Origin of the sequence: Janthinobacterium sp. LM6 (genome assembly GCF_002002885.1) — a bacterium.
GTDB classification, from domain to species: Bacteria; Pseudomonadota; Gammaproteobacteria; order Burkholderiales; family Burkholderiaceae_D; genus Janthinobacterium; species Janthinobacterium kumbetense.
This window is the reverse complement of the sequence record NZ_CP019510.1, coordinates 2,112,220-2,133,220: the sequence shown is the minus strand read 5'-3', so window position 1 is coordinate 2,133,220 and position 21,001 is coordinate 2,112,220. Positions and strand designations below refer to the sequence as shown.

General features: G+C 63.1%; 20 protein-coding genes. 8 read left to right on the top strand and 12 right to left on the bottom strand.

The annotated features are described in order from the left end of the window. Positions 1-6 precede the first annotated feature (6 nt). Complete coding sequence (locus BZG29_RS09475) at positions 7-5,769, bottom strand: MG2 domain-containing protein (RefSeq protein WP_253192840.1); 5,763 nt, start codon at positions 5,767-5,769, stop codon at positions 7-9. Positions 5,770-6,239: 470 nt separating this feature from the next. Here BZG29_RS09475 and BZG29_RS09470 point away from each other — a divergent pair, with 470 nt between their 5' ends. Together BZG29_RS09470 and BZG29_RS09465 are read left to right on the top strand one after the other, a co-directional pair. Then, positions 6,240-7,265, top strand: coding sequence for an OmpA family protein (locus BZG29_RS09470; protein WP_077401569.1), 1,026 nt, complete (start codon positions 6,240-6,242; stop codon positions 7,263-7,265). Positions 7,266-7,335: 70 nt separating this feature from the next. Continuing rightward, positions 7,336-8,283 (top strand): YihY/virulence factor BrkB family protein, encoded by a 948-nt coding sequence (locus BZG29_RS09465; RefSeq protein ID WP_077401566.1) that lies wholly within the window; start codon positions 7,336-7,338, stop codon positions 8,281-8,283. Positions 8,284-8,343: 60 nt separating this feature from the next. On the opposite strand, the gene BZG29_RS09460 is transcribed toward BZG29_RS09465, so the two are convergent. The 3 genes from BZG29_RS09460 to BZG29_RS09450 all read right to left on the bottom strand — a co-directional run bounded on the left by BZG29_RS09460 (position 8,344) and on the right by BZG29_RS09450 (position 10,561). Continuing rightward, a complete protein-coding gene (locus BZG29_RS09460; RefSeq protein WP_077409033.1) occupies positions 8,344-9,435 on the bottom strand; it encodes an AI-2E family transporter in 1,092 nt (363 codons plus the stop codon). Positions 9,436-9,612: 177 nt separating this feature from the next. Next, positions 9,613-9,924 (bottom strand): BON domain-containing protein, encoded by a 312-nt coding sequence (locus BZG29_RS09455; RefSeq protein ID WP_046682432.1) that lies wholly within the window; start codon positions 9,922-9,924, stop codon positions 9,613-9,615. An 82-nt stretch (positions 9,925-10,006) separates the two neighbouring features. Next, positions 10,007-10,561 carry a hypothetical protein gene (locus tag BZG29_RS09450; RefSeq protein ID WP_077401563.1) on the bottom strand — a complete coding sequence of 185 codons (555 nt, stop codon included), beginning with the start codon at positions 10,559-10,561 and terminating at the stop codon, positions 10,007-10,009. A gap of 265 nt (positions 10,562-10,826) precedes the next feature. Between BZG29_RS09450 and BZG29_RS09445 the strand changes: the two genes are divergently transcribed. From BZG29_RS09445 to BZG29_RS09435, 3 genes are read left to right on the top strand one after another with little or no spacing between them, the layout of a single operon-like run. Then, positions 10,827-11,279 (top strand): glycine zipper 2TM domain-containing protein, encoded by a 453-nt coding sequence (locus BZG29_RS09445; RefSeq protein WP_077401560.1) that lies wholly within the window; start codon positions 10,827-10,829, stop codon positions 11,277-11,279. A gap of 59 nt (positions 11,280-11,338) precedes the next feature. Further along, positions 11,339-11,491, top strand: coding sequence for a DUF3309 family protein (locus tag BZG29_RS09440; RefSeq protein ID WP_010396415.1), 153 nt, complete (start codon positions 11,339-11,341; stop codon positions 11,489-11,491). Between the two features lie 44 nt (positions 11,492-11,535). Beyond that, positions 11,536-11,838 (top strand): hypothetical protein, encoded by a 303-nt coding sequence (locus BZG29_RS09435; RefSeq protein ID WP_077401557.1) that lies wholly within the window; start codon positions 11,536-11,538, stop codon positions 11,836-11,838. A gap of 167 nt (positions 11,839-12,005) precedes the next feature. Here the strand turns inward: BZG29_RS09435 and BZG29_RS09430 are convergent, their stop codons facing one another. The 7 genes from BZG29_RS09430 to BZG29_RS09400 all read right to left on the bottom strand — a co-directional run bounded on the left by BZG29_RS09430 (position 12,006) and on the right by BZG29_RS09400 (position 16,485). Next, entirely contained in the window at positions 12,006-13,160 is a 1,155-nt protein-coding gene (locus BZG29_RS09430) for a patatin-like phospholipase family protein (RefSeq protein WP_077401554.1), read from the bottom strand. 134 nt (positions 13,161-13,294) lie between these two features. After that, a complete protein-coding gene (locus BZG29_RS09425; protein ID WP_035826249.1) occupies positions 13,295-13,633 on the bottom strand; it encodes a hypothetical protein in 339 nt (112 codons plus the stop codon). A 21-nt stretch (positions 13,634-13,654) separates the two neighbouring features. Further along, positions 13,655-14,041 (bottom strand): phage holin family protein, encoded by a 387-nt coding sequence (locus BZG29_RS09420; RefSeq protein ID WP_034758936.1) that lies wholly within the window; start codon positions 14,039-14,041, stop codon positions 13,655-13,657. Positions 14,042-14,059: 18 nt separating this feature from the next. Next, on the bottom strand, positions 14,060-14,362 hold the full coding sequence (locus tag BZG29_RS09415) for a DUF883 family protein (RefSeq protein ID WP_035826246.1): 303 nt from the start codon (positions 14,360-14,362) through the stop codon (positions 14,060-14,062). A 58-nt stretch (positions 14,363-14,420) separates the two neighbouring features. After that, positions 14,421-14,957, bottom strand: coding sequence for a ferritin-like domain-containing protein (locus tag BZG29_RS09410; RefSeq protein WP_070224913.1), 537 nt, complete (start codon positions 14,955-14,957; stop codon positions 14,421-14,423). Between the two features lie 198 nt (positions 14,958-15,155). Next, positions 15,156-16,055, bottom strand: coding sequence for an OmpA family protein (locus tag BZG29_RS09405; RefSeq protein ID WP_077401551.1), 900 nt, complete (start codon positions 16,053-16,055; stop codon positions 15,156-15,158). A gap of 25 nt (positions 16,056-16,080) precedes the next feature. Then, the gene (locus BZG29_RS09400; protein ID WP_077401548.1) at positions 16,081-16,485 is read right to left on the bottom strand and encodes a DUF4398 domain-containing protein; all 405 of its coding nucleotides are present in this window, start codon (positions 16,483-16,485) and stop codon (positions 16,081-16,083) included. Positions 16,486-16,737: 252 nt separating this feature from the next. Here BZG29_RS09400 and BZG29_RS09395 point away from each other — a divergent pair, with 252 nt between their 5' ends. Together BZG29_RS09395 and BZG29_RS09390 are read left to right on the top strand one after the other, a co-directional pair. Beyond that, positions 16,738-18,774 carry an AsmA family protein gene (locus tag BZG29_RS09395; RefSeq protein WP_077401546.1) on the top strand — a complete coding sequence of 679 codons (2,037 nt, stop codon included), beginning with the start codon at positions 16,738-16,740 and terminating at the stop codon, positions 18,772-18,774. A 177-nt stretch (positions 18,775-18,951) separates the two neighbouring features. After that, positions 18,952-19,170, top strand: a complete 219-nt coding sequence (locus BZG29_RS09390) for a glycine zipper 2TM domain-containing protein (protein WP_077401543.1) — start codon at positions 18,952-18,954, stop codon at positions 19,168-19,170. Between the two features lie 96 nt (positions 19,171-19,266). Here BZG29_RS09390 and BZG29_RS09385 read toward each other — a convergent pair whose 3' ends face one another. Then, positions 19,267-20,043: a Crp/Fnr family transcriptional regulator gene (locus BZG29_RS09385; RefSeq protein WP_077401541.1), complete on the bottom strand. Its 777-nt coding sequence runs from the start codon at positions 20,041-20,043 to the stop codon at positions 19,267-19,269. A 186-nt stretch (positions 20,044-20,229) separates the two neighbouring features. Between BZG29_RS09385 and BZG29_RS09380 the strand changes: the two genes are divergently transcribed. Next, positions 20,230-20,883 carry a glycine zipper 2TM domain-containing protein gene (locus BZG29_RS09380; RefSeq protein WP_077401538.1) on the top strand — a complete coding sequence of 218 codons (654 nt, stop codon included), beginning with the start codon at positions 20,230-20,232 and terminating at the stop codon, positions 20,881-20,883. The last annotated feature ends 118 nt before the right edge of the window (positions 20,884-21,001 follow it).

The window sequence follows — 21,001 nt, the reverse complement described above, 5'->3', positions numbered from 1 at the left end:
AACTCTTCACTGCGCCACCTTGACATTCGCGTTCGGCGCTTCGCCAAACATCTCGGGCGAATACATCGCTTCGATGCGCGTGGCCGGCAGGCTGAAGTCGCCCGCATTGTTCAGGCGCACCGTGTATTCCACGCTCCAGTTACCCTTCGGCACGAAGGCGTAATAGGCGCGGAAGGCGTCGAAGGCCCGTTCCTCGAACGTGGGCCAGACCCAGCCCGTGTTCTTTTCGCCGGCCGTCAGCAGCTGCGAATCGCGGCCCAGGCCATTGCCCAGCACCGTGGCGCTGGCCGGGATCGGGTCGTCGACCACCACCCAGCTCATGTCCGCCTGCGCCGACAGGTCCAGGCGCACGCGGTAGACATCGCCGCGCGACCACTGGCCTGTGCTCTTCTGTTCCACAGGCGTCATGGTTTTCTTGATCGTGTAACCGCTGGAGACGGGCGCCTTGAGCGGGATGGCCGCCAGGCTTTGCACGGTGGCCCAAGGCTTGCCCGTGCCGCTGTGCGCCAGACCCAGGGTGTCCGTGCCCTTCGGCCACGCTTGCAGCACGGGGCCGACCTTCGCCGCGCCATTCCACACGAGCGCTTGCGTATCGCTGCCCAGCTTGACGGCGCTGGCGCCCGTCACGGGCGTGGCTTCGAACTTGGCCGAGAACTTGGCGATCGCCAGGGTGCCCCAGGCGTTGGCCACCGTCGTATCCCAGCGGCCCTTCTTTTGCCGGCCCATGCTGCCGCGCACCAGACGGCCGATGTCGTCCTTCCACGCCGGATTGTCCATTACGGCCAGCAATAAACGGTTGGCATTGACGTCGCCGGAGACCATCAGCCACCACCAGTTATCCTTGCGCTCGGTGGAAAAGCCCATGGTCGTACCCTGGAAATTCAGGCGCGCGCGCAATATCTGCTGCGCCTCGGCCAGCAGGACATCGCGGCGCGCCAGGCTTGGCGTGCGTTGCAGCAACAAGCTCCAGTCGATGACGGCGGACGTCGGCCACAGGTTCGGGCTGATACTGATGCTCTCCAGCGCATCGGGCGGCACCTTGTTCGAACGCGACAGCGCTTCCAGCGCGGCCAGCTTGCGCACGGCCAGGTCGGTCGTATCCAGCGCGGAACGGCGCACGATGCGGCCCTGCACGAAGGCCGTCAAGGCTGCTTCCATGCGGTTTTTCGTCTGTTCGGGAATCGCATAGCCCGCCTCCCGGGTTGCCGACAACACATACGCCGTCAGGCTGTCGCTGCCCTGCTCCATGATGGGGAAGTATTTCAGCAGGCCGTCGCTGTCCAGGTAGGCAGGCAGGCTGGCGGCCAGCTTGTTCCACGCATCCTGGTCTTGCAGGGCGATGGCCTTCGACGTGTTTTGCTCGAAGCACGTGTACGGATAGGCCGCCATGTACTCGCGCACGCCGGGCAGCTCGCCGCCCAGTTTGGCGACAAAGCTCGTCTGGATGCCGCCCCGGCCCGGCAAGGCGCCGGCCGGCATCTGCACGGACATATTGATGGGCTTGTCGATTTGCTGCAAGGTGGCTTGATACGTGCGCACGGGCGTGGCCTGGCCCACTTTTTGCGTGATTTTCAGTTTATCGGTGGTGTTGCCAGACCCGTTTCCCGCCTTCGCGACTATCTCCCACACAATGCTGGTCGCGCCGAGCGGCACCTGATAATCCCAGCCCGTTTCGCGCGCTTCGCCCGCCGCCAAGGTCAAGCTCTGGCGCGGCAAGGCTTTGCCGGCCGCACTGGCGTTGAGGTCCACGCTCAAGGATGCGGCCGAGGTGTTGCGCACGGTAAATCCGGCGCGCAACTGGTCGCCTTCGCGCACGAGGGTCGGCAAGCCCGACATCAAAATCAAGTCTTGCGAGCTGCGGATGTCCGTGCTGCCCGTACCAAACAATTCCTTGCCCGCGCTGGCGATGGCGACGATGCGGAAGCCCGTCAGGGAATCGTTGAGCGGCACTTGCACGGTCGCTTCGCCCTTGGCGTCGAGCTTGACGGTGCCCTTCCAGAACAGCAGGGTGTCGAACAGCTCGCGGCTGGCGCCCTTGCCGCCGCCCCCGCCTGCCGGAAAGGCCTTGCGGCCGAAATGGCGCTTGCCGATCACCTGCATCTGGGCCGTCGCCGTTTCCACCTGCAGGCTGCGCTGCGCCATCATGGTGTCGAGCAATTTCCAGCTATCGTTGGGCATCAGCTCCAGCAAGCCCGTGTCGACGGCTGCCAGCGCCACTTCGGCGCCCGCCGGCAGCGGCTTGCCATCGGCGCGGCGCACGCGCACGGACACTTCCGCCTTGTCGCGTGTTTTATATACTTCCTTGTCGGACACCACCATGACGTTCAGTTCATGCGCCTGCCAACCCACGTTCAGCGGTGCAATGCCCATCTTGTAAGCCGGCTTGCCCAGGTCGACCAAGGCCGTCGGCTGCACGCCATCGACCCTGCCCCGCACGACAAACACGGAGACATACACATTCGGTGCATAGTTCGGTTTGACCGGGATAGTCACCACCGGTTCCCGCCCATTGAGCTGGCGTACATAGGTGTCGAGGATGCCTTCGCGCTCGACCGTGATCAGTGCCGTGCCCGAGCGGAACGGCATGCGCACCTGCAAGCTTGCTTCCTGGCCTGGTTCATAGCGTTTCTTTTCCGGCAGCACGTCGATGCGGTCATTGTCGCTGGCGTTGAACCACCAGTCGCCGCTGCCGGCCACCCAGGTTTCGCGGTTGGCCACCGCCGCGTTGCCGGACGTATCCTGCGTGCGCGCGCGCAAAATCAGATTGCCGCTGGCGGGCGCCTTCACGTCGCACATCAGCAGGCCCTTGGCGTCCGTCTTGCCCGAGCATGCAGGGCCCAGCTTGACCACTTCGCTGCTGTTTTCATATGCATAGAAACCGCCGATCAGCCGCCGGCGGTGCGAATAGCTGTTGCGCTGGAAGAAGTCCACGGCGACCGGGGCGTTCGCCACGGGCTTGCCATTCGTGCCCAGCACGGCGACCGTGAACTTGAACGCATCCTTGCTCAGGGCCCAGGCGTCGGGCTTGATGCCGATCACATAGTTGGACGGCCACAGCGGCACCCGCGCAGCCACCGAGGCCGTCTCGCCATTCGCATCCTGGAAGGCCATTTCCGCCACCAGGTCGCGCGGCGTGGACAGCTGCGGCAGCTGGTCGATGACGATGCGCGCGCCGCCCGCCTTGTCCAGGGTCAAGCTTTGCGTGCGCGCGGCCGCCGCGCCGGCGCCGGCAACGCCATGGCCTTCGTCCTGCCATTCGCCCTCATCGTCGTCGTAGCCCGTGCCCTGTTTGACAAGACCTTCCTTCACGTCGCCATTGCTGAAGCTGACATCGGGATAGTCGGCAAACGTCACGCTCTTGTCCTGCAGCACCGTGCGCAGCTTGACGGGCGCATTCGTGGCGGCGCCGCCGGCCAGATACGTGATTTGCGCATCGAGGGCCAGCTGCTTCGCCTGCACGGCGGGGGCCTTCGGTCCCTGCAGCACGGCTTTCATGGTCGGCACGCGGAAGGCTTCTACGCGGAAACTGCCGGATGGACGGCCCGCCATCGTCACGCTGTACTCTCCCTGCTTGGCGTCGGCGGGAATGAGCCAGTCGCTTTCCGCCGTGCCGCCGGCGGACCAGCGCAGGGGCAACTGGTAATTCTGGTCGCTGCCCTGGTGCGTGATGACGACGGACGTGGCGCTGCCGGGGCCGTTGTTCTTGTCGACCAGGCTCATGCCCTCGCCCGTGTGCTTGCGGATGAAATGCTTCATGTGCACGGTTTCGCCGGCGCGCAGCAAGGTGCGGTCGAAAACCGTGGCCAGCAAGGTGTTGTCGGCGCGCGTGTCGTCCGTGGGCAAATTGAAACGCCAGGCTTCGATGCCGCCCACCCAGTCCGACAGCGTGAACGTCATGTCGCCGCCGCTGCGTGCACTGATAAAGTAGCGGCCATTATTCTTGCAGCTGGAATTGGCCAGCTCGCCGGGGATGTGCGCCACGCCGTCCGCGCCCGTGGCGCCTTGCCACAGCAGCTTGCCGGCGCAGTCGCGCACGGCCACTTGCGCTTTCGCAACAGGCGCGCCCTTGTCCAGCGACGTCACCCACACGAGCGACGATTGCGCGCCGTGCTTGAAGTGGGCCGCCAGATTCGTCACCAGCGCGGCCGTGCGGATGTAGGCCGTCGTCGGTTTGCCCAGCAGCACCTTGCCCAGGATGGGGCTGGCCAGCTCGACCACATAAAAGCCCGGCTTTTGCAGGGGGATGCCGATCACTTCAAAGGTTTTCTTGCCATCGGGGCGCGGCAGGCTGAGGGGGCGCGTGCCGGGGGCGTCCGCCAGCACGGATTTGCTCATGTTGCCCGCATATTGGGCGTACGGCTGCCAGTATTCGCCCCCGTCGCCATTGCCGGCCAGGCGCTGCATCCACTCGATGATGAACTTGTCGTCATTGTCGGGCACGCGCAAGGTGGCGCCCGTGGCGGCAGCCGAGGCTTGCGCGACTTCCTTGCCTGACAGCACGGGCTCGATATTGCGCACGGTGACGGGCAGCAAGCCGTCGCCCTTCGCTTCGATGATGCCGAACGGGGCCGGGAATTTGAGCAGCGGCGGCTGTTCGCCCGTGCGCACCGTCATGGGGAAGCGCGCGCGGTTGAGCAAGACGCGGCCCGCATCATCCGTCAATTTCGGCGGCAAGTTCAGCACGAAACTGGCTTGCACGGGAAACGGACCGTTGAAGGTGGCGCCGTACAGGAATTGCGCCTTTTCCTCGTCTTTTGATATCGTCGGCGCATACGTCTTGCCGCCCCCCTTCAGGGTCATGGCGCGCACCTGCGCCGCGCTCACGGGCGCGGAAAACTGCACGCGCATGGGCAGGAAGGGGATGCACTGCTCCTTCGGATTGCTGCGCTCGCAGCTGAACTTGGCCGTGAAATCGGGCCGCGTCTTGAACTGCAGGGTTTGCGCCTTGTCCGTGGCGATGCCGCTGGCGCTGGCGATGCCCTCGCCCCACACGAGCGACACCTTGGCATTGGCGGGGAAGCTGCGCTTGCACTGCAGCACGGTGACGGGCAGCGGCGGCGCGCCCTTGCTGGCGACGGGCATGCCCACTTTCCAGACCGTGCCCCGCTTCTTGAAATACACGGTCAGGTAGCGGTCGAGAAAGCTCTTGCGCAGGGTCAAGACCTGCTCCAGTTCCTTGCCTTTGAGCAGGCGCACGGGAATCTTTTCATTGATCCCGTCGGCGCGGCAATACGCGTTGGCGGCCACGCTGGCCTCGTTCGGCGCGGCGTCCAGGCCCAGCACGAAGATCTGGTTTTCATCGATATACGGCTGGCCGTCATACGGTACGGCCTCGACGATGGCCGGCCCGCCCGTGCTGAAACGGTAGGATGTGCTTCCCTGCAAGGGCTGGCCCGCCACGTCCTTCAGCCCCGCTTTCAAGCTAAAACTGCACGCCACGCCGGCCGGCAAGTCGCGCTCGAAATCAAAGTTCCAGTTGCGCTCGTCGGCCCAGCGCCCCGCGCCCGCCACGACGCCAGGCTCGGCCTTGCCGCAATCGATGGCGAACGGCGCGGACAAGCCCATGTCGCCGAACGGCACCATCGGCGTGGCGAACTGGGCCCGCACCTGGCGCACGGCCTTGACCGTGCCGCTCGGCGAAAACAAGGACACGCCGCTATCGGCCCAGGCCGGCATGGCCAGACCCGGCGACAGCAGCAGGCCCAGCAGACATAGCGGACCCAGTTTGCCGGACAGCGGGGAAGAAACAACACGGGGGTGATCAGGCACGGGTGACTCCTTGATGAAAAGTGGGGAGCTGGCTGCGGCGCGTAAAAGTTGCCCGGAGGAAGCCCGGCAAGGCAACAGAACGCGGCAGGAATACAACATCAATGTAATATTAGTTATCAAGCTCATCATTATTGCTAATATACAGTGGCACGCTAGTAACAAGTCGTACGATTGCCTCTGGTCGCGGCGCCAGGAAGTGGCCGCGATTGCAAAAATTTACCGAGGCGAATTAGTTTTTTTCAACAGCGAAGTCTTTGTCGTGAATCTGCAACACCATTGATATACAACAATGCTTTGTGCGCCAACGCACCGACCACTTGAACCTGCAACCGTATTCTCTAGTCCAACAGCAGTGCATTTATCGCAAGAAAGCGCACCTGGAATTGTCGTCTACCTCTAGCAATAGCATGTCTGGCAGTTGTCGCATTGATGCAGTAGAGAAAATCTCTTATCAACGTTGGGAGTTACTTGTGAATAATCTAAAAAAAATCGCCGTCGCCGCCGCAGTACTGTGCTCCGCCCTCGGCGCACAGGCCCAGGAAATCAATCCCTCCTGGTACATTCAACCCAGCCTCAACGCACTCAAGCCAGATTCCGACTTCGCCACGGATAAAACCGGCTATGGCGCAGGCTTGCGTTTCGGTAAACCCGTTTCGCCGGACTGGGATATCCAGCTGGGCACCACGTACGCCCGCTCCAAGGATGGCGGTCAGCGCTACCAGCAAAATACGCTGGGCGTAGACGGCCTGTACATGTTCTCGCGCAAAGCCTTCCGTCCCTTCCTGCTGGTCGGTGCCGGCATGCAGCGCGACAAGGACACCAGCTTCGCCTTCGGTGAGCGCAGCAAGAGCTCGCCTTACGCCAGCGTGGGCCTGGGCTTCCAGTCCACGATCAACGATCAATTGTCGTTCCAGGCTGACGTGCGCAATGTGCACGGCTTCCTGCGCGGCAATACCTTCGACCCGAGCAGCAAGTCCAACAATTACTATGTCACCGTGGGCCTGAACTTCGCGTTCGACAAACCGCCTGCACCGCCGCCGCCACCGCCACCGCCGCCAGTGCGCGAGGAAGTCGTCGTGGTCGTGCCGCCACCACCGCCGCCACCGCCGCCACGCTTTGAAAAAGTGACGATGGCGGCAACGGAACTGTTCGCGTTCGACAGCGCCAAGCTGGGTCCGACACAGACCAAGCTCGACGAAATCGCCCGCGTGCTGAACGCAGCGCCGGACGTCAACAACGTCGTCATCAGTGGTTATGCCGACCGCATCGGTTCGCCCAAGTACAACCTGAAACTGTCGCAGCAGCGCGCTGATGCAGTCAAGGAATACCTGGTCGCCCATGGTGTGGCCGCCAACCGCCTGACGGCCGAAGGCAAGGGCTCCACCAATCCTGTCGTCACCTGCGATAACAAGAAGCGTGCCGACCTGATCAAGTGCCTGGAACCAAACCGCCGCGTTGAAGTGGAACAGATCACCATCGAACGCCGCGTGCAGTAAGCTCAACAGTGGTACGCCACTTGTGAATAAAAAAAGGGGCTCGCGCCCCTTTTTTGCATTGAAAGCCATCATGAATTTATCTACCCGCTATCCCCGACTGGCCGGCCTGGCGCCGTTCAGCAAGCAGATGCGCAGCGTCATCGTCTGTTCCGTCACCGAATGGCTGGAACACCGCGCCTCGAGCAAGGGCGCCGCCCTCGCCTATTACACCCTGTTTTCCATCGCCCCCATCCTCGTGCTGGTGATCGCCATCGCGGGCTTTTTCTATGGCCCGGCCGCCGCGCGCGGCGAGCTGATGGGGCAATTGCAGGGCTTGCTGGGCACGCAGGGCGCCGAAGCCATCCAGCTGGTGCTGGCCGGCGCGAAGAACCATGAGCAGGGCCGCATCGCCACCCTCATCGCCAGCGCCCTGCTGCTGTTTGGCGCCACCAGCGTGTTTGCCGAGCTCAAAGCCAGTCTGGATGAAATCTGGCAAGTACCGCCGCTGAAGGAAGCGGGCGCCTGGGACATGCTGCGCACGCGCCTGCTCTCCTTCGGCCTGGTGCTGGTGCTGGCCTTCCTGCTGATGGTGTCGCTGGTGGTCAATGCGGCCATGGCCATCCTCGCCAACTTCTGGGAAGGCGTGTGGAAAGACACGGCCGTGCTGTTTACCATTTTGTCGAACCTGATCGGCTTTGCCGTCATCGCCAGCCTGTTTGCCGTCATCTATAAAATGCTGCCGCGCGTGCGCCTGTCCTGGCGCGACGTGGTGATCGGCGCCGTGGGCACGGCTTTCATGTTTTCCCTGGGGAAATATGCAATTGGCGTGTATATCGGCAATAGCGGCGTGGCCAGCAGCTATGGCGCGGCCGGGTCGCTGGTGGCCCTGCTGCTGTGGGTATATTACTCGGCGCAAATCTTCTTCCTGGGCGCCGAGTTTACGCGCCAGTTCGCCCTGCAGCTGGGCAGCATGAAGGATATGCCGAAGACGGACGATGGCGACGTGCAAGTCAAGATATTGAAACGCCACCAGTCCTGAGCTGGCTGACGCATGTCAAAACGGCGCCCGCGGGCGCCGTTTTTCTTGTGCTGCCGCAAACTATTCGCCCAGCAGCTCGGCCACCACTTCCATGCCCTGCACGCGCTCGGCGACGACTTTCACGATGACGATGATGGGCACGCCCAGCAGCAAGCCCCAGACGCCCCACAGCCAGCCCCAGAACAGCAGGCTGATGAACACGGCCGTGGGATTCATGCGGGCGATGCGCCCCGTCATCCAGGTGGTGACAAAGGTGCCCACCAGGGTGGCGATGGCCATCGACGTGCCCGTCACCAGCAAGACCATTTCCAGCGATTCGAACTGCAAAAAGGCCACCAGACCCGTGGCGATGGTGATGAGCAAGGGGCCGAAATACGGCATGATGTGCAGCAAGCCGGCCACGATGGCCCAGGCGCCCGCGTTTTCCAGGCCGATCACGCGCAGGGCGATCCACATCAGGACGGCCAGCAAGCCATTCGTGACGAGCAGCATGAACATATAGTTCTGGATCGAGGTATTGATGTCTTCCAGGATGTGCACGGTGACTTTCTTGCGGCTCAGCGACGGCCCCGTCAGCTTGACGAGCTTGCGCTTGAAGGTATCGCCCGACAGCAGCAGGAAAAACACGAGGAAGATGACCATGGTGGCTTGGCTGAGGAAGCCCACCAGGCCCAGCGAACCGGCCCAGACCCAGTCCATGATCTTGAAGTTGGGCGCCTCGGCCGCGGCGGCGCGGCGGTTGTTGCGGCGCGCTTCGGCGCCGGCGGCCACTTGCTCGATTTCATTGGCCACGGCCTGCATCTTCTGGAAGGTGCTGTTCTTGCCGCCCGTATTGGCGGCGATCAGGCGCGACAGTTTATGTGTGGCGGCCGGCAATTCTTCCACGATGGATTCGAATTCGCCCTGCACGCGCTCGACCACGACGATGGAGCCGAACAGGATCAGGGCCGTCACGGCCGTGGCGGCGATGGCGCGCGGCAGGCGCAGCTTTTCCAGCCAGGCGACGACGGGATTGAGGGTATAGGCAATGAAAATGCCGAAAAGGACGGGAATGAGGAATTTCTGTGCCCACTGCAGCGCATAAATGAAGCTGACGGTGGCGATGATGCCCAGCGCCATGCCGCGCGCATGGACATGCAGCGGCAAACGCAGGGATGCGTCCGGATGCTCCACGGGCGCGCCGGGAGGTGGCCCGGCAGGCTCGGTGGAGGCGGCCGCCACCGGCTCGGGCGGGGTATCTGTAGGCTGGATATGCATGCGATTCCCGCGACGGTCGGTGGTGGGCCGCAGGGCCAGCCATGGGGCGGGCCGCTGCGGCAAATCAGGCCATTACTTGACGCGGATGTCGTTTTTCACCGACTTCACGCCCTTGACGCCACGGGCGACTTCGCCAGCCTTGGCGGCATCCGACGGCTGGGCCACGAAGCCGCTCAGCTGAACCACGCCCTTGAAGGTTTCAACGTTGATTTCCGTCGATTTCAGGGTAGGCTCGTTGAAGATGCTGGCTTTCACCTTGGTGGTGATGGCCGCGTCGTCGATGTACTCGCCCGTGCCTTCCTTGGTTGGGGTCGAAGCGCAACCTGCAACGGCGAACAGGGAAGCGACGAAAAGGCCAGTAGCGATAGATTTAGTGAATTTCATGGTGGTTTCCTTAGGAGTGGTCAATCAATGTGCTCACAATGAGCTTCTTATACCAGTCTGGTGACTGCGCGCCGGAGGGAGCTCAGTAACCGAACTGGGTTTTTGCAGCCTTGATACAGTCATCCTTGGCTGCGCCGGCTAATGCATCGCATTTTTCTGTCGCGACCTTGTACTCGGCTTTTCTTTTTGCTTCGCGCGCATCGCTGCGCGCTTCGATGACTTTCTTGTCTGCCTTGGCGTCGGCCAGGGCCGCCACCTTGGTGGACTTGGCCAGCTTGACGCAGACATCCTTGTCGTTGCCCGTCAGCGCATTGCAGCGCGTCAGGTCGACGTCGTAGTTGGCATCGGCAATCTTGATGCGCGCCTTGGTGTAGGCACGCAGGGTATTCGTGTATTGCGCCTGGGCCACGGCTTCATCGTAGGCCCGCACGGCCTTCGCTTCGGCGATGCAGACCTCCTTCGGGTTGCCCGTGATTTTTTCGCATTCCGCATGCGCCAGCTTGTAATTCAGGCCCGCCTGCTCATTGGCCGCCTTGTAAGCTGCTTTCGCTTCCGGCGTGGCAGCCACTGCCTGGCCGCCCCAGGCGGCGCACGCCAGGCTGACGACGATGGCGGTGAAAAGCTTATTCTTGTTCATGTATTTCTCCCTGGTGGTAGCAAGCATGTCTGCTTGGCATGACTACCGTTTTACGTGGATAGTCGCCGCTCTTCTGTACGCTGCCGTACACAAGTAATTTATTTTGAAAGCGGGAGGAAGACAGGGAGAAATAACAACGTTTTGCTGGATCGCCGTGGTAAAAAATACCATTTCGACACGAAATAAGTACGTGCGGCAGCGTACAGACCGGGGGCGGGGGCATGACTAAGATGGCACTACACCCTCACCTCGTCAGGAGAATAAAATGAAAACCAACGCCACCATGGCTGCACTGATGCTCGCCGCCACCGCCGTACTGAGCGGTTGCGCCACCGGCCCTTCTTACCAGTCGCAACAACCATACTATCCAGCCAACCAGCCTGAGTCCGCCATGTACGGCACCGTCGATTCCATCCAGCTCGTGCAGGGCGGCGGACAAACCAGCGGCGCCGGCGCCGTCGTGGGCGGCATCGCGGGCGCCCTGCTGGGCAACACCATCGGCTCGGGCGGCGGACGCACGGCTGCCACCGTGGCGGGCGCCGTCGCCGGCGGCGTCGTGGGCAACCAGGTGGAAGGCCGCAGGCAGCAAGCGCAGGGCTATCAGATCAGCGTGCGCCTCGATAACGGCGAATACCGCACCGTGGTGCAGGACAACGCGAATGACTTGCGCCCAGGCAATCGCGTGCGCATCGTTGACGGCCGCGTCTACCGCTATTAATCCCCTGGCAGGGCTTGCCCGCAAGCCTGCGCCGGACCATGCACCAACTAGGAGATACCATGGGCACCATCATTCTGATCATCTTGATCCTGGCCCTGGTCGGCGTCCTGCCTACCTGGCCGCACAGCCGCAACTGGGGTTACGGCCCCAGCGGCATCGCCGGCCTCGTCGTAGTGATACTGATCCTGCTATTACTGACGGGCAGGTTGTAAAAAAAGGCGCTACGGCGCCTTTTTTATTTCAAGGAGGAAATATCATGACTATCCACAACACACTGTTGGCCACCCTGTTTGCCTGCAGCCTGGCGCCGCTGGCGCTGGCCCAGACGGCCGCGCCGCAACCGGGCGACCCGCAACGCTGGTATCAGGAAGACAGCACGGCGCAAGCCCAGCTGCGCACCCTGCGCAAGGAAATCAGCGCCGCCCTGGCCGAGGCCAAAAAAGCTTGTCGTCTGGAACCGTCCGCCGCGCGCGCCACCTGCCTGAAGGAAGCGCAGGACACCTACCGGCAAGACATGGCGAACGCGGAAAAACTGCGTGAAGCGGCCCATCCGCAGTGATGCGCCGTGCTGTTGCGATGCCGGACAAACCGCAACACCTGACAAAACCGTCGCGAGCGGAAGGGAGAGGTGGCTAAGAAGCGCAACCGTACTCTATACGGGGGCGCCGAGCCGGTGAGCATCGCAGGCCGCCTATACCGACGCGCAGCAGGTTTTGGCAGGCGTCGCTAAGCGGCGTCGCGCTCGTAAGGCGGCAGTTCGTGCACCACGAGCGGCGTGTCTTCCGTGACAAAGGCGAGCCAGCCGGCCGCCTTGATCGCGCGCAAGCCGTCCTGGTAGCCCTGCTCCCAGCGCCACTCGATGGAGCCCTTGGAAAAATTGATGTCCTTGGCCGCCATGTGCCAGTCGCGCCCCGCGTACGGCAGGCGCACGATGTGCATGGTGCTGTCGCAGCCCAGCGCGACCAGCTCTTCCGTCTGCTGGCGGTTATGCTTTGTGTCGGGCAGCCCGGCGTACAGTTCGCGCAATTTGCGCTGCAAGGTATGCGTATTGACATAATCGGCGATATGCCGCTTCGAGCGCGACGCGAAGGTGACGTCCTTTTGCCGCGTCTGCACTTCGTCGAGGGTGGTCGGCTCCGGCCCTTCCGAGCTCCACAGGTCCACCATGAAGACGAGGGTGTCGACGTGGGGCGTGTCGTCGAGCACGGTTTCCAGCGGCGTGTTCGAGTACAGGCCGCCATCCCAATATAAGTCGCCATCGACGCGCACGCCGGCAAAGCCGGGCGGCAAGGCGCCGCTGGCGCGGATATGGTCCGCCGTCAGGGGTTGCTGCTGGCTGTCGAAACTGGTGAGGCTGCCGCATTTGACGCGCAGAGCGTTGACCGTCAGGCGCATGCCGCCGGGCTGGTTCAGGTAATCGAAATCGACCAGATCCTCGAGGGTGCCGGCCAGTTCGCTGGTGTCATAGAAGCTGGCCTCTTCCGGCTTGACGGCGATTCCTGCCGGAAACAGGCTGAACGAACGCGGCTTGAAGAAGCCGGGCACGCCGCGCAGCACCGTATCGAGCGTGGCCAGCCAGATGTTCGAGCGGCGCTGCTGGTCCGATACCAGGTTCATGTCGATGCTGTCGCGGTGCGCCACGCGCTGCCAGAACTGTTTCAAGCGCACGAGCCGGTCTTCGTGCTTGTTGCCGGCAAGAATGGCGGCATTGATGGCGCCGATCGAGGTCCCCACCACCCAGTCGGGCGCCAGACCATGTTCGTGCAGCGCGTGGTAGACGCCGGCCTGGTAGGCGCCCAGTGCGCCGCCGCCTTGCAGCACCAGCACGATGCGCAGGCGCGAGGGATTTAACTGATTGATCGGTGTCTTTGAATTCGTCATCAAGATGGCCCTCTGTCCGCCGCGCGGGTGCGGCGTGAATCATTGTAAGGGATTGCGCCTGCACGTGCCGGACGTTGGGTACGGGCAAAAAAAACGCCGTCAATGACGGCGTTCCTGTGCAACACGGCTGGCGTTCAGCGCTTGCGGCGCAGCCAGCTGGCGGCAACGGCGGCCACGGCCACAAGGACCAGGGCCGGCTTGACCAGCTTCTTGCGTCCGATAAAGGACAGCGCCGTCAGCACGTAAGGCATGGCGCCTTGCAAACGCATGCCGCCCGGCGCCAGCAGGGATTCGACGCGGTGGCCGGCAAAGCCGACGGCCGTTTCGACCACGCCCTGCAGCATCGATTCGGGACGCAATGCGTAGCCCACGTTGGCGCGCGCATGCACGATGCCCACGCGGTACATTTCCCCCTGGGCGATCAGCAGGCGCTTGCGGGCGGCTTGCGCCGCCAGTTTGTCGTTTTCCGACATGAATTCTCCTCGTAAGGCCGCTTACATCAGCATGTCGCGGTCGGCCTTCAATTCCGCCATGGTGGCCGGCATGGACAGCTTTCCTTGACGCAACATGGCGCGCGCATACATGACCAGGGCGATGGCCAGCAGTACGAACACGACCGTCATGATCGCCAGGATCTTCCAGCCCAGGCTATCCCAGGCCAGGAAGACGATCAGCACGCTGCCGTAAGCGATGGCAAACAAGCCCGCCACGGTCGCCAACGCGAAAATGACAATCAGTTGCAGCATGTGATTGCGCACTTCCGACAGTTCGATGGTGGCCAGTTCCAGCCGCGACAACATCAGTCCGACGGCGTTCTTGGCCAGGCCGGCGACCGAGCCGATCAATCCCGGCCCCTGGTGAGACGAAGCAGACTTGTCCATATCGCTCCTGACAGTGGATTACTTGCGGCCCAGGATGAAGCCGACCAGCACGCCGACGCCAGCGGCGACGGCCACGGTGCGCCATGGGTTTTCCTTGACATAACCGTCAGCCTGGGCAGCCATCTGCTTGGTGGCGACGATGGCCGACGCTTGCGCTTCGTGCGCCTTGGCCAGCGCGGCATCCAGGGTTTTCATGCCCTTGACGCGCACTTCGTCGGCTTTTTCGCCGGTCAGGGCGGCAGCGGCGCTGAACAGGGCCTGGGCATCCTTGACCAGGGTTTTGACATCGTTATTGACGGTGGTGATATTGTTTTCCAACATGGTTTAGCTCCTTAGCTGTGGATGAATGTAGTTACTATACCTACTTTACTCAAAAACACTATTCCATTAGATCGCGCATATCATCGGCGTGCTCTTCTTCAACAGCCATGATTTTGATCAACAAATGGCGTGTGGTCGGGTCTTTGTCGCCGATTTTCACGATCATCTGGCGATACGACTCGATCGCCACCCGTTCCGCGATCAGATTGGCACGCACCATGCTTTGCACGTCTTCGGAGTCATCATACTCGGCATGGCTACGCGCAAGCAATGTTGCAGGATTAAAATCTGGCTTGCCATTCAATTGCACGATGCGTTCCGCCAGCCAGTCGGCGTGTTCCTGCTCCTGCTGCGCGTGTTCCAGGAACTCGGCCTTGATGGTGCCGTTGTCGCGCCCGCTCACGGTGTAGTAATGGCGTTTATAGCGCGCAATACATACCAGTTCGGTGGCCAGCGCCCCATTCAACAGGGTGATCAACTCCTGGCGGTCGCCCTGGTAGCCGGCCGTCACGGCGCCGTCGTCCAGGTTTTTCGCGGCGGCGCGGATGGCGGCCGTATCGATGCCAGCTGGAATCTCAACAGATGTTTGGGTCATGATGTTTCCTTTCAAGTCTTGCATGGGTATCCACCGGCCAACCTTCGGCCGGTGCTGCCTACTAACAAATCAAACACCAGGCAAAAACCGTCGCGAGCGGCAGTGAATTGTGGCCGAGAAGCGGAGCTGTGCTATAGCACAGTGAGCATCGGAGGCCGCAAGTCGCGACGCGCAGCAGGTTTGGCCTGGTGTTTTAACTTAACGGCGGGCAGGAATGGCCGTATTATCTTCCGACAGGACAATCTCCACACGGCGATTCAGCTGGCGGTTTGCCGCGCTGTCATTGCCGGCGGCCGGATAGGCAGCGCCGTAACCCTTGGTGGCGATGCGGTCGCGGCTGATGCCTTGTTCCAGCAGCGCATTGCGCACGGATTCGGCGCGGCGTTGCGACAATTCCAGGTTGTGCGCGGAACCGCCCGTGCTATCCGTGAAGCCTTCGATCAGCACGGTGCGTTGCGGGTTGTTTTTCAGCACGTCGGCCAGCTTGCGCGCCGTATTCGCGCCATCGGCCGTCAGGTTCGCCTTGTCCGTGCCAAACAGCACGTCGCCCAGGGTGATGACCATGCCGCGTTCCGTTTTCTTGGCGGCCAGGTCGGCCAGCTGCGCTTCCAGACCGGCGGCGCGGGCTTGCGCATCGCGGGCAGATGCTTCGGCCGCTTGCGCCTGGGCCTTGGCCGCTTCCGCATCCGCTTGCGCCGACTGGGCGCGGGCCGTGGCCTGGTCAGCCTGCTGCGTGCGGGCATCGAGGCGCAACTGGTCGCGCTGCTTGCCGGCGTTGGCGATATCGGCTTCCGCTGCCTTCTGCTTGGCAACTTCTTGCGCCGTGGCTATCTTTTGCTTGGCCAGGTAGGCCAGCTTGTCGACTTTTTCGCTGTCTTCCTGGCGTGTGGCGGCCGCGTTTGCCGCTTCCAGGGCTGCACTCGCTTCGCGGAATTCGCGTGGCGCATAGGTCGACACGATCGGGTTCGATTGCGCCGCCATGTAGTCGCCGCGCGTCTGGTCGAGCAGGCTGGTGGTGGTCGGTGCGGAGCTGCAGGCGGCAACCAGGGCGGCCATGGCCAGCAGGCCGGGAATAGTGGTGTAGGTAGCTTTTTTCATGATGGAATCCTGTTCTTCTTGTTAGTTATTGTTTCGGGGCTTGCTGGTTGGCACGGTCGAGTTCTTCGCGCATGACGCGGATGTTCTCGTTGATTTCATCGGCGGCGCTGGTGGCCTTGGCCGAGTTGGCCTTGCTTTGCGCCAGCTTGGCATCCGCTTGCGCCTGGTCGGCCAGGTCGCGCGCCAGCTTGTAGTCGCGGTCTTTCAGGGCCTGGTTGGCCATGCGCATTTTTTCGCGGGCCGAACGCATTTCATCGGGTGCCAGGTCGGCAGCGCCGGCGCTGGCAGCGTTATCGACGGCGGCGCGCGACACGGCGACGTCGGCCGTGGCCGGCGTTTTCAGGCTGGAACAGCCCGTCATCAGGACGACGGCGGTGAGGCAGGCGGCCAGAGCGGTCATGGGGGTGTTGATGAAATCTCGGTTTGTCATTTTTCTTCTCCTGGAGAATGTGATTGATGTGTAACAGATGGAACGAATCAGGAACTGCGTTTGATGTATGACGTTATAGGCCCCGGCTCCCTGCATATCCGTTCGGTGCCGCACATAGAGTAGGAAATCGACAATACTTGCATGGGCAACGTGCGCCAGCGCACGCGCCGGGCCGCAAAAGCGAGAAACGGGCCCGGCTTGACAGCGATTCCTGTAGCATCGTGAATACTTGTCCAGAAAGAATCGTCGCCCATGCAACTGTCTCGCCGTCAAAAAATCGCCCTCGCCAGCACCGCCGTGCTGATCGCCCTGCCCGTCACGGCCGCCGTCGTCCTGCTGAACATGGACTGGAACCGCGCCAAGCCCTGGCTCAATGCGCGCGCCAGCGACGCGCTGGGGCGGCCGTTTGCCATCGAGGGCGACCTGGCGCTGACGTGGCAGCAGCCAACCACCGCGGGGCAAAAAACCTGGCGCGACTACCTGCCCTGGCCGCACCTGCAGGCAAAGGACGTGCGCCTGGGCAACCCGAACGCCATGGCGGACACGGGTGAGCAGGCGCAGCTGGCCAGCGTGAGCCAGCTGGCGTTCTCGCTCAATCCGCTGGCCCTGCTGGACAAGAAAATCATCATCCCGCAATTGCGCTTCGACACGCCGCAGGTGCGCTTGCTGCGCAGCAAGGATGGCAAGAACAACTGGACCTTCGACAAGCAGGACCAGCCATCGCCATGGCAGCTGGAACTGCAAAGCGTGGTCTTCAGCAAGGGCACCGTAACCCTGGACGATGGCGTCAGCAAGACGGCGATGCGCGCCGATGTCGACACCATCGCGGACGATGCGCGCTACGGCATCGCCTGGACACTGTCCGGTACTTACCGCGGCGAAACCGTCAAGGGCGGCGGCAAGGCGGGCGGCGTGCTGTCGCTGCAGCGGCAAGGCACGCCCTTCCCCATCCAGGCCGACATGCGCGCGAGCGGCAGCAGCGTGGCCATCGAAGGCACCCTGACCCGCCCGACAGACCTGGCCGCGCTCGACGTGCGCCTGAAACTATCCGGGCCCAGCATGGCGCGCCTGTATCCGTTGACGGGCGTGCTGCTGCCGGAAACGCCGCACTTCAGCACGGAAGGCCATTTGACGGGCACCCTGGCGCCGCGCGGCGGCGAATGGGTGTACGACCAGTTCAGCGGCAAGGTGGGTTCCAGCGACATCCAAGGCAAGCTGGCCTTTTCCGCCAGCACGCCGCGCAAGCGCCTGACGGGTGAAGTCCATTCGCGCCTGCTGCAATTTTCCGACCTGGGTCCGCTGGTGGGCGCCGATTCCAGCGCCAGCAAGAAGGAACGGGGCGTGCCGTCGACGCAGCCGGCCGGCCGGGTCTTGCCGGTGGAAACCTTCAAGACGGAGCGCTGGACCAGCCTGGACGCCGACGTGCGCTACACGGCCGACAAGATCACGCGCGATGCCGAATTGCCGATCAGCAAGCTCGACACGCATGTGGTGCTGACGGACGGCGTGCTGTCCCTGGCGCCGCTCAACTTCAACGTGGCGGGCGGCACCCTGACGTCGCAGATCAAGCTCGACGGCAGCGGCAAGGTCATCGCCAACGGCATCGCGGCCGAACTCAAGGCCAGCGCCCGCCATCTGCACATCCAGCAACTGTTTCCCCGCCTGCCGGCCCTGCAAGCGAGCGTGGGCGAAATCAATGGCGATGCATCGCTGTCGGCCACGGGCAATTCCGTCGCCACCCTGCTGGGCAGCTCGAACGGCGAAGTGCGCGCGCTGATCAACCGGGGCAGCATCAGCAAGCTGCTGCTGGAAGAAATGGGCTTGAATATCGGCAGTGTCGTGCTGGCCAAACTGTCCGGCGACAAGCAGGTCAGGCTGAACTGCATGGCCGCCGATTTCGCCGTCACCAAGGGGCTGATGCGCACGCGCCAGTTCATCGTCGACACGGATGACGCCATCCTGAATATCGACGGCACGGTGAACCTGGCCGATGAACGGCTGGATCTGACCCTGCGGCCGGACAGCAAGGGCCTGCGCATCTTTTCGCTGCGCTCGCCCCTGTATGTGCACGGCACTTTCAGCAAGCCCGACGTGAGCGTCGACAAGGGCGTGCTGGCCCTGCGCGCCGGCGGCGCACTGGCGCTGGCCGTGGTGGCGCCCGTGGCGGCGCTGCTGCCGCTGGTCAATACCGGCCCCGTCGAGGACAGCGAATGCGCGGCCCTGCTGGCCCAGGCGCGCGTGAAACCGGTGGCGCCCAAGCCTGGCAAGCCCGTGCGCAAGGCACGCTGAGCGCGGCGTGTGTGCTTTTACAATTGTTACACCCCTATGTGCGTTGCCGAACAGACCCTGCCTTGCCACAATTCTATTCTGTGATCGTGCCTGAAACACCCAAGACGTGGCGATACGAAGTCCCACCGGCCCATACCATGCCGGCGCCACGAGGTCCGAATTCATAGGAGAACTATCATGCAAATCATTAAAAAAATCGCCGCTACCACTTCCGTTGCCGCCCTGCTGCTGAGCTTGACGGCTTGCGCCAACATGTCCGGCCAGGATAAAAACACCGCCATCGGCGCCGGTGTCGGTGCCGTTGCCGGCTCCGTGCTGACGGGCGGCAGCGCCATCGGCGCAGTCGGCGGCGCCGCCGTCGGCGGCGTGATCGGCAACCAGGTCAAGCCGAAGTAATCGTTAATCGAAAAAGCGGGGTGGGCGCGCAGGCGTCCGCCCCGCTTTTTTGCGTCCGGCGTGCGTTGACGACATTGAAAAGTTATTCCGAGGAAATTAAACGAAGACGTTGGCCATGCCGATGGCGCCGCTATCCTTGACCAGCTCGTAGCAGCGGCAGGACACGGCTTCCAGGCCGGCCGAATCGAGGATTTCGATATTGCCGCGGCTGTAGGTGATGAGTTTTTGCTGTTGCAGCGCGCTGGCCGCCTTGGTCACGCCAACCCGCCGCACGCCTAGGGTGTGGGCAAGAAATTCATGCGTGAGATGAAATTTTTCGGACTGCAGGCGGTCGCGCGTGATCAGCAGCGAACGGGCCAGGCGCGCCTCGAGTACGTGGAAGCGGCTGCACACGGCAATCTGGATGGCTTGCGCCAGCAAGGTGTCCGTGTAGCGGTACAGCAAGCGCTGCAGGGATTCGAGCTGGGCGAACTCGGCGCAGAACTCCGCGCGCGCGATGCGGCTGGCCGTACCGGAACGTTGCACCACGGCACGCACTTGCGCCAGGTCATGACCGAGCGCGACGGACGCGCCCAGCACGCCTTCGCGGCCGACGGAGCCCACTTCCAGGGTCATCCGGCCTTCCGCCACGGCCAGCAGCGAGATCAGGCAATCGCCGGGGAAATAGATGTGGCCGATAGGCTGGCCCGGTTCGTACAGCACCTCGCCCACCTCGACCGTGACGCTATCGAACAGCGCCGTCAGGTGCCGCAAGTCGTGCTCGGGCAGGCTGGCCAGCAAGCGGTTGCCGGCGTCCGGCGCCCCCACGGGCGAACCCAGGCCGGATCGGCCTGCATCGCGGGGCAGGGTCATGCTGGCAGTCGTTGGTGGCATTGCTTTTCCTCGGTGTCGTTACAACTCGACATAATTTTTACCTAGCCTACGGTGCAGTACCGGCCCTGTATGTACGGTGACGCACGGAAGCGGGGCAAGCGGCACAGCACACTGGCAACAGACGCACATAACACGCAGAACACGCACTACCCTTTTGATTATTTTAAAAAAACCAAGGAGCCTTCCATGACTACCACCACCAAATCCCTCCATCCGCTGGTGCTTGCCGCCGCCGTCGCCGTCCTGCTGTTTTGCGGCGTGGGCACGGCTGCCCTGATGGGCTGGCTGCCTTCCTCCCAGGGCGATACCCAGCCGCTGGCGGCCAGCACCTCGGCCGAGCAAATGGCCAACCTGCAGGCGAACCAGCCGCCAGCGAACCTGCAGCCTGCCGGCGCCTTGCCGCTAGCCGCCCTGCCACCGCAGCAGCAGCAGCAGCAGCAGCAGCAACCCGTGCGCCAGCCGCAGCCGCAGCCACAATACGCGGCCGCTCCGGCGCCGCAGGTGTGCGCCAATTGCGGCGTGATCGAAGCCATCCATGAAGTCAATACGCGCGCCGAAGGCAGCGGCGTGGGCGCGGCCGGCGGCGCCGTCGTCGGCGGCTTGCTGGGCAACCAGGTGGGCGGCGGCCACGGCAAGCAACTGGCCACCGTGCTGGGCGCCGTCGGCGGCGCCGTGGCCGGCAACCAGATCGAAGGCAGCGTGCGCGCCACGCGCAGCTACAACATCGTCGTGCGCCTCGATAACGGCAAGACGCGCACCGTGCACCAGAGCGCCGCGCCGAACTGGCGCCAGGGCGACCGCGTGCGCGTCGTCAACGGCGGCTTGCGCGCCATGGGCTAAGCGAACCGCGGCGGCACCGCTGCCGCGATTAGTTGCAAATTAAACACACGCCCGGCCTGTCCGGGCGTTTTCTTTTTGGCAATGTTCGCTGGCGTACAGATGAGCTTGCCATCCCGCG

Excerpts from the sequence above, each read along its gene's own strand:
- BZG29_RS09385 (WP_077401541.1), bottom strand. The coding sequence starts at position 20,043 with ATGCCACCAACGACTGCCAGCATGACCCTGCCCCGCGATGCAGGCCGA.
- BZG29_RS09400 (WP_077401548.1), bottom strand. The coding sequence starts at position 16,485 with ATGACAAACCGAGATTTCATCAACACCCCCATGACCGCTCTGGCCGCC.
- BZG29_RS09405 (WP_077401551.1), bottom strand. The coding sequence starts at position 16,055 with ATGAAAAAAGCTACCTACACCACTATTCCCGGCCTGCTGGCCATGGCC.
- BZG29_RS09380 (WP_077401538.1), top strand. The coding sequence starts at position 20,230 with ATGACTACCACCACCAAATCCCTCCATCCGCTGGTGCTTGCCGCCGCC.
- BZG29_RS09435 (WP_077401557.1), top strand. The coding sequence starts at position 11,536 with ATGACTATCCACAACACACTGTTGGCCACCCTGTTTGCCTGCAGCCTG.
- BZG29_RS09410 (WP_070224913.1), bottom strand. The coding sequence starts at position 14,957 with ATGACCCAAACATCTGTTGAGATTCCAGCTGGCATCGATACGGCCGCC.
- BZG29_RS09440 (WP_010396415.1), top strand. The coding sequence starts at position 11,339 with ATGGGCACCATCATTCTGATCATCTTGATCCTGGCCCTGGTCGGCGTC.
- BZG29_RS09445 (WP_077401560.1), top strand. The coding sequence starts at position 10,827 with ATGAAAACCAACGCCACCATGGCTGCACTGATGCTCGCCGCCACCGCC.
- BZG29_RS09395 (WP_077401546.1), top strand. The coding sequence starts at position 16,738 with ATGCAACTGTCTCGCCGTCAAAAAATCGCCCTCGCCAGCACCGCCGTG.
- BZG29_RS09465 (WP_077401566.1), top strand. The coding sequence starts at position 7,336 with ATGAATTTATCTACCCGCTATCCCCGACTGGCCGGCCTGGCGCCGTTC.
- BZG29_RS09455 (WP_046682432.1), bottom strand. The coding sequence starts at position 9,924 with ATGAAATTCACTAAATCTATCGCTACTGGCCTTTTCGTCGCTTCCCTG.
- BZG29_RS09390 (WP_077401543.1), top strand. The coding sequence starts at position 18,952 with ATGCAAATCATTAAAAAAATCGCCGCTACCACTTCCGTTGCCGCCCTG.
- BZG29_RS09450 (WP_077401563.1), bottom strand. The coding sequence starts at position 10,561 with ATGAACAAGAATAAGCTTTTCACCGCCATCGTCGTCAGCCTGGCGTGC.
- BZG29_RS09420 (WP_034758936.1), bottom strand. The coding sequence starts at position 14,041 with ATGGACAAGTCTGCTTCGTCTCACCAGGGGCCGGGATTGATCGGCTCG.
- BZG29_RS09430 (WP_077401554.1), bottom strand. The coding sequence starts at position 13,160 with ATGACGAATTCAAAGACACCGATCAATCAGTTAAATCCCTCGCGCCTG.
- BZG29_RS09415 (WP_035826246.1), bottom strand. The coding sequence starts at position 14,362 with ATGTTGGAAAACAATATCACCACCGTCAATAACGATGTCAAAACCCTG.
- BZG29_RS09425 (WP_035826249.1), bottom strand. The coding sequence starts at position 13,633 with ATGTCGGAAAACGACAAACTGGCGGCGCAAGCCGCCCGCAAGCGCCTG.